Source organism: bacterium (assembly GCA_009926305.1).
Lineage (GTDB): Bacteria > Bdellovibrionota_C > UBA2361 > UBA2361 > RFPC01 > RFPC01.
Window position 1 is genome coordinate 21999 of record RFPC01000021.1, and the last position, 12772, is coordinate 34770.

Below are 12772 nucleotides of genomic sequence, written 5' to 3' on the forward strand. Positions count from 1 at the left end.
CTACCATTTCAATTGTTCAGTGCGTAATTTCTGGTGGCGAAGAAGCAAGACAATCACTCGAAAATGGGTTTTCTGTTGAATGAGCTTCCAGTATTGTACTTGCGAGGACTTCGAACTTTTCACGGCTGAGAGTAGAAAATGAAAAGATATCTCTCGTACTTCTTTATTGGCTCTTCTATCCTTCTCTTTCTTTTTACTTTTTTCTCATCTCGTTCTGGTGAGCGTCTGGAAGTGCTCGAAATGCAGCGGGCCGCGCAGGAGAACGAACGCGATGAGATTCTTGGTCGGGTAAATGAGCTGAAAACTACATTGATTGGCATGGAAGAGAATCCTCGGGTGTTGGAGAGGTTGGCCCGAGAAGAACTGCTGCTTGCGAGGGATAATGAGCAGATAGTTCTATTTGAGGCTCCTTAGGGGTCTATTGGAAGAGATGGAAAAGCTTCCCCGATATATTTGTTACAGAAGTGCGAGTTTATTTTGTTTATTCTCTTGGTTAAATAAACTGAGAGCCGTAAACTGGCAGGTATATGAGTTCAGCGGCATCCTCACATCGTAATTTAGGTGGATATAGACTGCGAAGTCTATCAGCACGAAAAAAACCCCCTGCAAAAGTAGATGCAGTTCTCCGGAGTGTATTCTCTTCGCCGAAGTTGCGAGACCGTTTTTCTCAATATGCATTTGTTACTCATTGGCCTGAGATAGTCGGAGAACGGATATCGCAACATGCTAAACCCTTAAAGGTGGTTCGGGGTGAATTATTTGTAAAGGTCTCTAATCCTATTTGGGCTCAAGAACTCGCTTTTCTCAAAGAGACGTTGTTGAAGCGCATAGCAAAGATAACGTCAAGCGGGGCTCCCATTAATGATATTCGCTTTGTCGTATCAAGTGAGCCGTGATGGATAATGGTAAGTCCAAGGCTTAAGATTCTTTTCGACATGCCGCTATTCTGAGTGCCGCTCTCTTAAGTATGTATGGTAGCTCCCAGAACATAGAAGAGCAGGAGGGTGTTGCCATATTTTCGCTCTTGGTCAAGTACGAGCTGTTTGCTGGTGAACGGCTCTCGTTCCTTTGGATCTATTTGAATAATCAACTTTGCGTGAGACCCCGAGAGCAAAGATGGACGCTCTGCTATAAGTTGTAGTATTTCGAGCCACAGGCCTTGATATTGAGGTGGCGCTACATAGATGAGATCGAAGCGTTTCTGCGTGTTCTTGAGATATGAGAATGCATCGGTTTTTCGCACCTCTGCTTGACCTTCCAGATGCGTCTTTTTGAGATTTTCTCTCATGGTGCTTATCGCCTTTGGCGCCATATCGAGCATGATGGCACGCTTCGCACCCTGACTCAGCGCTTCAATCGCTACGGATCCACTGCCAGCGAAAAGGTCGAGGAGGAGTTCTACGTTCTCAATTTCAGGTCGGAGGATATCAAAGAGCGATGTTTTTACCCTGTCAAGAATCGGACGAGTGGTATCTCCTGGCACAGCGAGGAGTTTCGTTCCTTTTGCTGAGCCACCAACGACACGCATAGTCTCTATCCTTCTCGTCTGACCCTACTCCGCATTGACTAGAGGGAGTATCACTAATATTTCGATTCTCGAAATGCTCTTAGTAGAGCGGACGGTTCAAATCCCAGTTTTCGAGGTACTCACGAATAAACGCGAGAAACTGTCCGCCAAGCGCGCCATCAACAATCCGATGATCGTAAGAAAGGGTGAGATAGGAGATCTCTCTAATTCCAATCATATCGTCGATCACTACGGGACGTTTCTTTATTTCGCCTAGGCAAAGAATCGCCACCTGTGGTTGGTTAATAATTGGCGTTCCAATCATAGTTCCAAACACGCCTGGATTAGTAACGGTAAAGGTGCCGCCTGCTACCTCGTCTGGAAGAAGTTGTTTGTTTCGAGCTCTGCTCGCAAGGTCATTGAGCGCTCTTGCTATTCCAACAAAGTTTCGCTCCTCCGCACTCTTAATTACGGGAACGATTAGTCCTGTATTTCCAAGAGCGACAGCACATCCGAGGTTAATTTTTTTCTTCATGATTACGGTATTGCCATCGACTGAAGAGTTGACCATCGGAAACTCAAGAAGTGCTCGAACAGCGGCTTCTAGGAAGAAAGGGGTATAGCTTAGAGAGAATCCCTCGCGGCTCTTAAACTCATTCTTATGCTTTGCTCGCCATGCAGCGATCTTAGAACAGTCAATTTCCTGAACCGAATAGACATGCGGACTGGTGCGCTTAGACCGCACCATATGCTCAGCAATGAGCTTTCGCATATTATCCATGGGAACAACTTTCGTCCCTTCTGCTGTCCATTCTCCGGATGGGATGTCCACCGCTGGAGCTTTATACTCACTTGGCACAGTAGCAGGGACTTGAGCTGAAGAAGCGGCTGGGCTTGCTACTGAAGAGGATTGTGGAATAGCAGTCGCTTCTCGCGGAGCCTCAGGCTGAGCACGTTGACTTACATAATCAAGAAAGTCTTGCTTTGTTACTCTGCCCCCCTGTCCAGTTCCGACCACTGTAGCGAGCTCAACATCGCAGATGCCATGCTTTTTCGCGAGTGACTTTACAACAGGCGAATAAAAACGATTCTCATGACCAGCAGGAGCCGCTTGTTGGCTTGCCGGCGTAACTGCACGAGCGGCGCCATTCCCGTTTGTTTGTGCGGGAGGCACATCAGTCATGACAATATTTTCTTCGATTGTAACCTGAGCACTGCCTGTAACCTGAGCACTGCCTGTAACCTGAGCACTGCCTGCAACCTGAGCACTGCCTGCAACCTGAGGACTGCCTGCAACCTCAGTGGTTACCTCTGCAGTGACTCCGGACGGTTCAGGCGCGCTTGCAGTTGACGCTCCACCTTCACCAGCAGTATCAATGACTGCAATTTTAACCTTTACCGGAACAACATCACCTTCTTTGAAAAGCACTTCCTTGAGAACACCGCTTGCTGGTGCTGGAATCTCAGAGTCAACCTTATCAGTTGAGATTTCGAGAATGAGCTCGTCTTTTTCAACGGTATCCCCTGGGGACTTTAGCCATCGAGCGATTGTTGCTTCTGCAATCGACTCTCCCATTTGGGGCATAACCATATCAATATTCATTGCTTTCCTCCTCTGCTCAGATAGTAGGCTTTCTCTTTGTGCAAACCTTCGGCTCGTTTGAAAGAGCCTGGCTCTAAGATGCCTTGAATTCTCATAAAATACTAGAACCTTACTTCTGTTTTCCTCGGCTTTCTTTAATAGCTGAGCACCTGTCGGGCCCCCGCAACGATTTCTTCAATCTGTGGAAGCACTACATCTTCAAGCGCTGGAGCATGTGGTACAGCCGCTACCCATTTCATACCAATTCGTTTTACAGGCGCATCGAGAGAGTCAAAGCACTCATGAGCAATTTGTGCCGCAATCTCTGCACCAAAGCCCATGAATACAACGTCTTCATGCGCAATGAGGACGCGACTGGTCTTCCGAACGCTTTGGAAAATAGTCTCTGTATCGAGAGGAAGAATGGATCTGATATCAATTACTTCGACGCTTAAACCCTCTTCTCGAGAAAGTTTCTCGGCAGCAAGCAACGATTTCTGAACAAGTGCACCATAAGAAACAATAGTGAGATCGCTTCCCTCTCGCACAATCTTCGCCTTTCCAATCGGGATTAAGTCATCGGCCTCCCCCTCTGGGCCTTTCGCATAGACCTGTCGGTAGAGCCCCTTATGTTCAAGGAAGAGAACCGGATCATCAGAGCGGATTGCTGTTTTCAACAATCCTTTCGCATCAGTTGCGTTAGATGGAAGAACTACTTTCAACCCCGGGAAGTGGGCAAATGTCGCTTCAATATTCTGCGAGTGATAGTGAGCGCCGTGAATATAGCCTCCGATCGGTATGCGCATTACGAGCGGACATGAGAAGTCGCCTTTGGAGCGATAGCGCATCATGGCGAGTTCGTTTCGAATCTGCATCATCGCGGTCCAAACATAGTCACCAAATTGTATCTCTACTACTGGCTTTAACCCCACGGTTGCCATCCCAATAGCGACACCAGCAATAGAGCTTTCAGCCAATGGGCCGTTAAATACACGGTCTGAGCCATACTTGTCAGTGAGACCACTGGTAACAGTAAAGACTCCTCCCTTTCCGTGAGCCACATCTTGACCGAATATGTACATGTTCGGGTCTCGAGCCATTTCTTCATCCAGTCCGTGATTTAACGCATCTACCAGATAGGTTTCTTCTCCTCGCGGGATAGGATCAGATGTTGGTAGCCCTTGCACAGGAGTCTCACTGTAGGTATGAGTTTCTACCTTTGCTGGGTCTGGATCTGGTTGAATCTCAGCAAACTCAGCCGCCTCATTTACTTCTTTCTTCAGCTGCTCTTCGAGTTCTTGGAGCCCAGTCTTTGAAAGAATCTTTCGCTTCAACAGGAGCGAACGGAGCAGTTCGATTGGATCTCTTGTTTTCTCTCCTTCAATATCTTCCGGGCTTCGATACTTCAGGTGGTTGTCAGAGATTGAGTGTGACTGCAGTCGCGGTACTGTTGCTTCAATGAGTGTTGGGCCTTTCCCAGCCATCGCTCGTGTATGAGCGGCTTTTACAACCTTGTAACTTTCTTCAACATCAGTGCCGTCGATAGCTGAAAGCTCTAGGTTTTCGTAGCCGTGGGCAATTTTGTAGACGCTTTCTCCTGCAAGTTGTTCCCACACTGGAACGGAAATGGCGTATTTATTATTTTGAATCAGGAATATGATTGGGAGCTTTTCCCGAGCCGCCCAGTTTAGTGCCTCGTGAAAGTCTCCCTGAGAGCAAGTTCCTTCCCCAGCTGATACATAAACAACTTCATCAAGCCCCATTTTTTTTACGGCGAGTGCACAACCAACAGCTTGCAGGAATTGTGTTCCTGTCGGCGAGCTTTGGTTGACAATGCGTAAATCAGCAGAGCCCCAGTGCATCGGCATTTGTCTGCCGTGTGAATTTGGATCATCATCTTTATTTAAAGCGTTAAGCATGAACTCTTCGTTCGTCATGCCGAGTGCTCCACAAAGAGCCATGTCGCGATAGTAGGGATAAAACCAATCCTTTCCTGCTCTGAATGCCTGGGCTGTTGCCACCTGAACTGCTTCGTGCCCAGCACAACCAATTTGAAAATGGCACTTGTTCTGTTTGTACAGCACGATGATTTTCTCATCGACATATCGAGCTCTTACCATTTCCCGGTAGGCGTGCAGAAGTGCTTCCTTTCCCAGTCGTGATGATGTTTTCTTAGCAGTCTTCTTTTTCTTGCTAACCGCTGTCGCCCCCGATTTTTTTACTATTGATGACTTTGCTTTAGAGCTCGTGCCAGATCTTGCAGCTGTTTTTTTCTTTTTCGATGGGGTTGTCTTTGCCATTGTTTTTTGTTCACTCTTCGGTTTTTTTGCTGCTTTCACCGCCTTACTGCGTTTGGCGGAAGTTGTTTTCTTTGCCGCTGTGGTTTTTTTTCTCGCGGATGCCTTCGTGATGTTGGATCGAAGCTTTCTTGCAGCGGATTTTTTTTGAGAGCCTTTCTTTGTGGCTCCGCCTTTTTTCTTGCTTACACTTTTCGTGGCAGCCTGTTGCGCCATAGTATCCTCCTCCATCATACCTTAAGACATGCCACCGTGAAGCAGCGTTCGAGCGAAACCCTTTCTATGAATGAGCGTCACTCTCTTTCATAGCTGATCAGTCAGCCTCATAGCCCACAGAGTATTTTCTGTTCGTTATCCCCAGTCCGTTATCCCCCAGTTGGTGCACCCAGTCCATTTTTGGCCTATAACGGGGGCGACATCCTACATGGTTATTCTGGCAGTCCAAGCCACTCAGAGACGTTAGCTCCTCGTGCCTTGAGCTCTTTCATTCTGCACGAATCTGAAAACGTCGCAAAATGATTCGAGAAAATTCTTTTCTAGCTCCTTACGGTCGCAGTTTATTCCAAAATCTTCAAGTGAAGCCACATCGATATCTGGGTATCCACACGGATGTAAGTGACTGAAACCACGTGATTGATCTGAAATATACAGGGCGAGTCCGTGCAGAGTGCACCACCGAGAAATCCGAACTCCGATTGAGCAAATCTTTTGTTTTCGTTCAGGGTGGATGTTTTTTGAAAGATCAACAAAGACCCCGGTACGTCCCTCTATTCTGTGACCCTTAACCTCGTAGAGAGAAAGAGTTCGTAGCACTACCTCCTCAAGCCCTCTCATATACCATGCAACATCTCTTTTTCTCGTCCGGAGATCGATAATCGGATACGCAATAAGCTGCCCAGGTCCATGATACGTGAAATCTCCGCCTCTTCCCGTTTTTACTAACGAGATTCCAGCTTCGGTGAGAGTCTCGTGTTCAGAGAGAAGGCTCTCAGTTGCAGCGCTCTTTCCGTGGGTAATTACTGGCTGATGTTCACATAAGATGAGTGTTTGCGGACGCATGCCCTTCTGAACATCTGCGTGTATCTCATGTTGAATCTCCAGAGCCTCTTCATATCCAATCGTACCAAGGGCAATGATTTGAATTGGAAGAGGCTCAAGAGAGAGTAACTGCATGAAAACGGGTTTTAGAAGTTAATCGGCTCACCCATCGCAGCCGCCATTGCTTCCATCATAGACTCAGACAGTGTGGGGTGCGGGTGAATGGTCTGTTTGACACTCGCTGCAATTCCTTCATGAGACCGAATGATGGCAGCCTCTGCAATCAGTTCAGTCGCTTCACTATGCAGGATATGCACGCCGAGCACTTCACCGATCTCTTGATCAATAAGAACTTTAATCATCCCCTCTGGTTCGCCAATTGCAATAGCTTTTCCAATCGCGGAAAAAGGAATCTTGCCTACTTTATACTTGATTCCCTTTTCTTTACACGATTCCTCTGTAAGACCGATGGAAGCAACTTGAGGCTGACAGTACGTACAACTTGGAATATTGTCGTATTCCATGGGATGATGTGCTTGTCCACATGCAGCCTCTGCGGCGATAATCCCCTCATGACTTGCTTTGTGTGCGAGTTGGGGTCCTGGAACAATATCTCCAATTGCATAGTGATTTGGAATGTTTGTGCGCATGAATTCATCTACCATGATGAATCCGCGCTCAGATGTGACACCGATTTTTTCTAATCCGATTCCTTGCGTATTTGGTATTACTCCAACAGCCATCAGCCCGCAGTCGCCGTTCCATTTTTCAACCGTATCTCCGACCCGGATTGAAGCAGTAAGTGTTTTTCCAGAGACTCGAAGATCTTCGACGGAGGCTCCTGTCTTAATGGTCATTCCTCGCTTTGCAAATACTTTTTCAAGACCTTTGGCAATTTCGCGATCTTCCACCGGTAAAATTTGTGAAGCCATTTCAACGACTGTTACCTGAGTGCCAAGCGTTGAAAAGAAATACGCGAATTCAATACCAATGGCTCCAGCACCGATTACGAGTAATTTTTGAGGTTGTCTTCGATATTCTAGTGCTGTGCGATAGGTATGAAGTACGTCTCCATCGGGCTCTACTCCAGGAATTGGTCGTGGCTTTGCTCCAGTGGCAATAATAATATCTTGATACTCGTAGGTAGTGTTACGTCCCTGCTCGTCTCTCACATGCAGACGATTTCCAGAATCGAGCGTTCCTGTGCCTTTAATAACCTCAATCTTATTCTTCTTCATGAGATAGCTTACGCCGTTCGATAACTTGCCTGCTACCTCTCGTGACCGATTTATCACTTGAGGAAAATCGATTTTAATATCCGATGTTGAGAAGCCGAACTCTTTGGCGTGGCCCATATCGTGGTAGAGCTGGGCCGCCTTCAAAAGAGACTTTGAGGGTATGCATCCCCAGTTGAGACAAACCCCGCCCAAGTCTTCCTTCTCAACGATCGCTACTTTCCGTCCTAGCTGCGACGCTCTGATTGCTGCGACATATCCGCCAGGCCCTGAGCCAAGAACGATGAGGTCTTTTTTCTCACTCGACATTGTCTGCTCCTCTTCTATTGTCTTCTTACGAAGCTCACTTCGTGAAACAATTCAAATAATACTCTTCAAGAAATACTCTGCCGTCTGCTTCTTTGTGTGTGCGAATCAACTGCTGTGTATCCAAACCAGCTGCATTCACTCGCACGCCGGACGTCTTTTCTCCTTGAGCCGGAAAAGCCGTCCGTTCCAGAGAAACAAAGAAGTTCGCTGACGTCGCGTTGAAGGTATATCACGGCTAGGCATCTGCTACAATTCTTGCCTCCTTCCCCTTAACATCCCAGTAATTCACTTTATTTTGGGGGTCTCAGGAGAGGGCAGGTTGCGCCCAGCCTGGAATCAGCCGCTGAGGAACACGGACGGTGATTTCATTCTTCTGGAAGGGGTGAAAAAACGAGAGTTCAATGCACATGAGATGAAGCTCATCGGAGGGTATGCCCCCATAGAATTTGTCTCCAACAATCGGTCCTAAAAATGACGCACAGTGCACCCGGATTTGATGAGTGCGACCAGTAATCGGCATTGCAAGCAAATAAGAGATTGATTGCTTGGAATTTGAAGAGGTCATTGGAGCGATATCTGTGATAGCGCGGGAAGGAGAGTCTTCCTTCGCCTCACGAAGTACGGGATGAAGAGCGTTTCGTCCTATCCCACAGTCTATCCTCACGGGAGACTGCAGCGGGGTATCGCTTTGAATAGCGCACAGATATGACTTCTTCACAAGTCTTCGCTCAAAGAGTCTTTGAAGTGGCTGATGCATCTTGAGGTTAATGCTCATTGGCACTAGACCAGCTGTTGCTGTATCAAGTCGAGACGGCAAATGAACCGACCGTTTATAATGTTTCTCCGCATATGTTTTGAGAGAGAAGCGAGTTTGTTCCTTGTTCGGGTGTGTTGGCAGTCCTGCCGGTTTAAAAAGAATTGCCACGTACTCATCTTCATAAGCAATGAGCTCTGAGTTGAATGATGGATAGAAGTCTTCGGCATGGCAGTAGTCATATCTCGGCTCATAGTATTCAACTATGGAATGCGCTGGAATTGCTTGATCGGTAACAACTCGGGAGCCATTAACGTACAGGCCACCAAAGTTCGCTCGCTCTCGCCAGCTATCCGCTGAAATATGAGGGAGGGTAGATGAGAGGAGGGAGAAGAGCGTTGGGGAGTCGCTCTGTGCAGTAATTCTATGCTTTGAGCTGTAGAGAGCGCCTTCAACGTGAGTAAGTTCACTGCGCGGACGATACAGCGGCTGAGTGAGGAGGGTGCTCGGTTTTTTTCTTCTTATGCTTTTCATAACGATGAATCGTATGAAAGAGGATATCGAGCCTTTCTGCAAGCTCTTCGGTAGGAAGTTCAGGAGATAGAGGCGTGGGCGACTGAAGATGGAAAGCCTCCTCAAGCTTTTGTAAACGCTCGAAGAATTCCTGTGGATAGGTTTCTTTGATTTCATTGCGGGCGAGTTCGAGGCGCTTTTCTCGAATTGCAAGGAGCTTCCTGTATGGACCTTCTTGTTCAGCTCTTACCCCTTCAGGAGCTTCGGCTACGCACATTTCGACGATTGTTCGCGGATTTTGGAGGTCAGCAACATTAAGAGGGCTCATTGAGATCTGGTTGTATTCGTCAATTGCAAGTCCTGAAACGAAGCTATTTGGTAAATCTACCCCTTTCGGAATCGTAAATTCGAGAATGATACCACCTCGATTCTCATCGAGTTTCCAAGTCGCTGGAACTTCTTCTACCTTTTCCGAGGTATGAATGAGACCTTTCACTGAGACCGCTGAATCCAGGTGAGGGATAAAGACCTTTGTCGGTGTCTGTGCTCCAGCTATCGGTACAGAGAGAGCGATGAATATGAATATTGGGATCCAGAACCGTATCATTACTTATCCCCCCTTAGAAGTTCTGCAAGTTGTTTGAGGCGACTACTTGCATAATCAAGGCTTGTGAGCTTCCCCTCGAGCAGTTTTGCGTTATGTGCGATTTGAAGGAGCTCAAGAGAGGGGCTTTGTGCATCGACTTCTTTTGAATTCATCTGTAAATCTTGTTCTGTTTCCTGGCAGGCTTGCAGCTTCCAGAAATACCGGGAACGCCATATTTTCCCATCAGCATCAGTAATGGAGAATCTGTATACGATTCCGGCACGCGGACTGGCTACCGTGAGAGAGAATACGTGCTCATCGTAGCGGTTATAGGACGTGCGTTCAGCTACCGCATGGAGGAGCTCACCGTCTTTGATGATTTCAACTTCGACAGTGCTGGGAGCTGTCTTTAGTCCTTGAATCGTTACCTCTAAGTGTGTCCCAGTTCCATAAGAGCCGAGTGAAACTCTTCGCATATCATGGATAAATCGATACTGCTCAGCATGTACATTTCCGCAGCAGATTCCGATTAGGACAAATAGGACACTGAATTTCCAATGAATTGATTTCATGATGTGTATTGTATTCATGGGAGGGCCCTCCATTGAGCAATCTCTCCTGTAATTTCATTTTTCAGCTCTCCTTCAAGAGCTCCGTCTACTACTGTTCCAGATAGAGAGAGGATCATTCCCTGCGATACGACTCTTAGCGAATTGTTGTTTGGCGGAGTTTGAGAAAGATCAACTACCACTGGATGAAATCCGTGAATCCCGAGAGATATAATCAGTTGTGAGGATCCGTTAAGTGCAATAATTGAGAAAGTTGTCTTAGAATTCGAGTCAGGGAAATGAAGAGTTCCTGCATAGAGACCAGCTGGCAGGTAAGGGAAGGTAACGAGAGGTTCTTTTGCATCTCCTAAAATACTGCCCTCTTCTGATGTGTTAGGGTCACTCACTTCTTTCGTCGCCACAACGGCTTCACTTGCAACGAGAGAGCTTTTTGTCTCCTTCTGTTTTGTCACCCCGTGAGAGTGTTCGACGGCTGAATCCTTTAAGAGGAAGGACGCCCCATAGAGGGCTGCGCCGCTTATGAGGAGCGCTACGATCAGCTTTATGCGTGAGCGTGATTTTCTTGTTTGCCTCCGTTTGCGTCCAGAAGAAAAGACCTCTTTTTGTTGTTTCGGCTTAGTGGTTTGAGGTGAAGTACTTGGAGTTTCTCGATTGGCATCAAGGTATGCGCGTGAGGCTAGGGAGCTTCCGCCGTTGTATGGCGCATCTGTTGAAGCGATTGGCTCAGGGACGGCTTCTGTCTCAGGAGATGAGAGAGGGATGTTCTTTTCCTGTTTTAATGCCGGAGCTGATTCAAAGAACGGGGGGTGCATCGGTGGAGATGACTCTTCCTCTTCTTCTGGCTCATTCGTTTTGATGGCAGATAAGAGTTTATCGCCTGTACTACTTGTCTCCATTGGGGGGCTTTCTGGCTCCTCAAAATGGTCCTCATCTGACCCATCCTGAGAGAACTCCTCCTCGATTTCTGGTGCTTCGTATGCAGGAGAGATCATTGAAGACTCTTGGTCCTGCTCGTCGAAGTCTTCTGCAGCAGCATTTGTTCTTTCTGCAGAGGAGTCTGTCGCTGTAGGAACTTCAATGTGCTCTGTGTTTGATGGCGCTGTTTCTTTTTCTCTTGCGGGAGAGCTTGTTTTATCAAGGCCGCTGACATCAAAACTTACAAGCGCTTGGATAAGCTCTTTGGCCGATTGAAAGCGGTCTTCAGGGTTAAAGCACATCAGTTTTGTGATGGCACTTAAGAGATGAGCTGGCGCATCTGGTTCAAGCTCAGCTATCGGGACAAAGTTCCCGTCCTTTCTTTTTTCAAGTTGTTCCGCCAAAGGTTCATGAGAAAATGGATGCTTTCCACTTAAGATTTCATAGAATGACAAGCCAAGAGCATATAAGTCAGAACGTTTATCGAAATTCTGTCCATCGAGGACTTCAGGAGAGAGATAGTCGAGCGTTCCAACGCCAGCTTGAAGGTCTTCAAATGAGGACTTTTCTCCGGGTAGCATGGCAATGCCAAAATCAGCGACACGGATATTTTGCTCGTCTACTACAAGTAAGTTTTCAGGCTTGAGATCTCGATGAAGGATGCCTGCTTTATGAATGAAGTCGAGTGCTTCGGCTACCTGAAGGAGGAAGAGTTCAGTTTGAACGGGCGATAGTTTCCCTTGCTTTGTTTTTAAGTATTGGTGAAGGTCGCCCTTTTTGGCGAGCTCTAACGTAAGATAGCAGAGATCTCCAAGGGAATGGAAATCGTCGAGCCTGATTACGTATTTGTGCCGAGAGGAAACAAGAGCAAGAGCTTCTTTCCGAAGGACAGTGCTTGGTGCAGTGCCTTTTTTGCTCTTTAAAATTACCTTTAGTGCTATTTCTTCCTGCGAGTCATCGATATGGCGAGCATGATACACAACGCTTCGCGCACCTCTGCCGATAACAGAGAGGATCTCAAAGCGTTTATCAAATATCTTTCTTTTCTTCTTTGTGCTCGCTTCACTCATGATGTTTGTATCCCCTCGATTCCTCTTTCAGGTAGTTAGAGAGGAGTCCTCCTTCTACGTATTACGAAAACGTAATAACGCTTCATCTCAAATGAGTTATGCACTCTTTATATCCGTAAGTAGCCTGTAAACAGTAGGTATTTGGTACGAAAAATTGGGAACTTTTACTGAAGATTGCAGATATGGACTCATTTTTAAGAAATTTTCTCAGAAAGAAAGGGGAGAGAACGGAGCGCGAGAAGTTATGTACTTGTTTTTTGATAGAAAAAGCATGGTTTCCGGTGCTCGCAGACTGCAGATGAGAGCGCACTACAGATGACCGTACGACAAGGTGACACGGATGGAAAAGTGATACCGATGGAAAGGGGGCCAGTGGCTACGGGGAAGTGTTACGGGT

Annotated in this window: 10 protein-coding genes; 2 read left to right on the top strand and 8 right to left on the bottom strand. The window is 47.0% G+C overall.

Features of this window, described 5'->3' with window-relative positions; genetic code table 11:
• The first annotated feature begins 138 nt into the window (after positions 1-138).
• Both EBR25_05335 and EBR25_05340 read left to right on the top strand, forming a co-directional pair.
• Positions 139-414, top strand: a complete 276-nt coding sequence (locus tag EBR25_05335) for a hypothetical protein (protein ID NBW40416.1) — start codon at positions 139-141, stop codon at positions 412-414.
• Between the two features lie 113 nt (positions 415-527).
• The gene (locus EBR25_05340) at positions 528-896 is read left to right on the top strand and encodes a DUF721 domain-containing protein (GenBank protein NBW40417.1); all 369 of its coding nucleotides are present in this window, start codon (positions 528-530) and stop codon (positions 894-896) included.
• 65 nt (positions 897-961) lie between these two features.
• On the opposite strand, the gene rsmD is transcribed toward EBR25_05340, so the two are convergent.
• The 8 genes from rsmD to EBR25_05380 all read right to left on the bottom strand — a co-directional run bounded on the left by rsmD (position 962) and on the right by EBR25_05380 (position 12375).
• The gene (rsmD, locus tag EBR25_05345) at positions 962-1528 is read right to left on the bottom strand and encodes a 16S rRNA (guanine(966)-N(2))-methyltransferase RsmD (protein NBW40418.1); all 567 of its coding nucleotides are present in this window, start codon (positions 1526-1528) and stop codon (positions 962-964) included.
• Positions 1529-1607: 79 nt separating this feature from the next.
• Complete coding sequence (locus EBR25_05350) at positions 1608-3110, bottom strand: 2-oxo acid dehydrogenase subunit E2 (GenBank protein NBW40419.1); 1503 nt, start codon at positions 3108-3110, stop codon at positions 1608-1610.
• 134 nt (positions 3111-3244) lie between these two features.
• Positions 3245-5389, bottom strand: coding sequence for a tungsten formylmethanofuran dehydrogenase (locus EBR25_05355; GenBank protein ID NBW40420.1), 2145 nt, complete (start codon positions 5387-5389; stop codon positions 3245-3247).
• A 456-nt stretch (positions 5390-5845) separates the two neighbouring features.
• Complete coding sequence (gene lipB / locus EBR25_05360; GenBank protein ID NBW40421.1) at positions 5846-6559, bottom strand: lipoyl(octanoyl) transferase LipB; 714 nt, start codon at positions 6557-6559, stop codon at positions 5846-5848.
• A gap of 11 nt (positions 6560-6570) precedes the next feature.
• Positions 6571-7968, bottom strand: coding sequence for a dihydrolipoyl dehydrogenase (gene lpdA / locus EBR25_05365; GenBank protein ID NBW40422.1), 1398 nt, complete (start codon positions 7966-7968; stop codon positions 6571-6573).
• Positions 7969-8272: 304 nt separating this feature from the next.
• A complete protein-coding gene (locus EBR25_05370) occupies positions 8273-9448 on the bottom strand; it encodes an RluA family pseudouridine synthase (protein ID NBW40423.1) in 1176 nt (391 codons plus the stop codon).
• Positions 9449-9841: 393 nt separating this feature from the next.
• The gene (locus tag EBR25_05375) at positions 9842-10411 is read right to left on the bottom strand and encodes a hypothetical protein (GenBank protein ID NBW40424.1); all 570 of its coding nucleotides are present in this window, start codon (positions 10409-10411) and stop codon (positions 9842-9844) included.
• Positions 10408-12375 (bottom strand): serine/threonine protein kinase, encoded by a 1968-nt coding sequence (locus EBR25_05380; GenBank protein NBW40425.1) that lies wholly within the window; start codon positions 12373-12375, stop codon positions 10408-10410. Before EBR25_05380 ends, EBR25_05375 begins: the two co-directional genes overlap by 4 nt.
• Positions 12376-12772: the final 397 nt, after the last annotated feature.

Excerpts from the sequence above, each read along its gene's own strand:
- EBR25_05335 (NBW40416.1), top strand. The coding sequence starts at position 139 with ATGAAAAGATATCTCTCGTACTTCTTTATTGGCTCTTCTATCCTTCTC.
- EBR25_05340 (NBW40417.1), top strand. The coding sequence starts at position 528 with ATGAGTTCAGCGGCATCCTCACATCGTAATTTAGGTGGATATAGACTG.
- rsmD (NBW40418.1), bottom strand. The coding sequence starts at position 1,528 with ATGCGTGTCGTTGGTGGCTCAGCAAAAGGAACGAAACTCCTCGCTGTG.
- EBR25_05350 (NBW40419.1), bottom strand. The coding sequence starts at position 3,110 with ATGAATATTGATATGGTTATGCCCCAAATGGGAGAGTCGATTGCAGAA.
- EBR25_05355 (NBW40420.1), bottom strand. The coding sequence starts at position 5,389 with ATGGCAAAGACAACCCCATCGAAAAAGAAAAAAACAGCTGCAAGATCT.
- lipB (NBW40421.1), bottom strand. The coding sequence starts at position 6,559 with ATGCAGTTACTCTCTCTTGAGCCTCTTCCAATTCAAATCATTGCCCTT.
- lpdA (NBW40422.1), bottom strand. The coding sequence starts at position 7,968 with ATGTCGAGTGAGAAAAAAGACCTCATCGTTCTTGGCTCAGGGCCTGGC.
- EBR25_05375 (NBW40424.1), bottom strand. The coding sequence starts at position 10,411 with ATGAATACAATACACATCATGAAATCAATTCATTGGAAATTCAGTGTC.
- EBR25_05380 (NBW40425.1), bottom strand. The coding sequence starts at position 12,375 with ATGAGTGAAGCGAGCACAAAGAAGAAAAGAAAGATATTTGATAAACGC.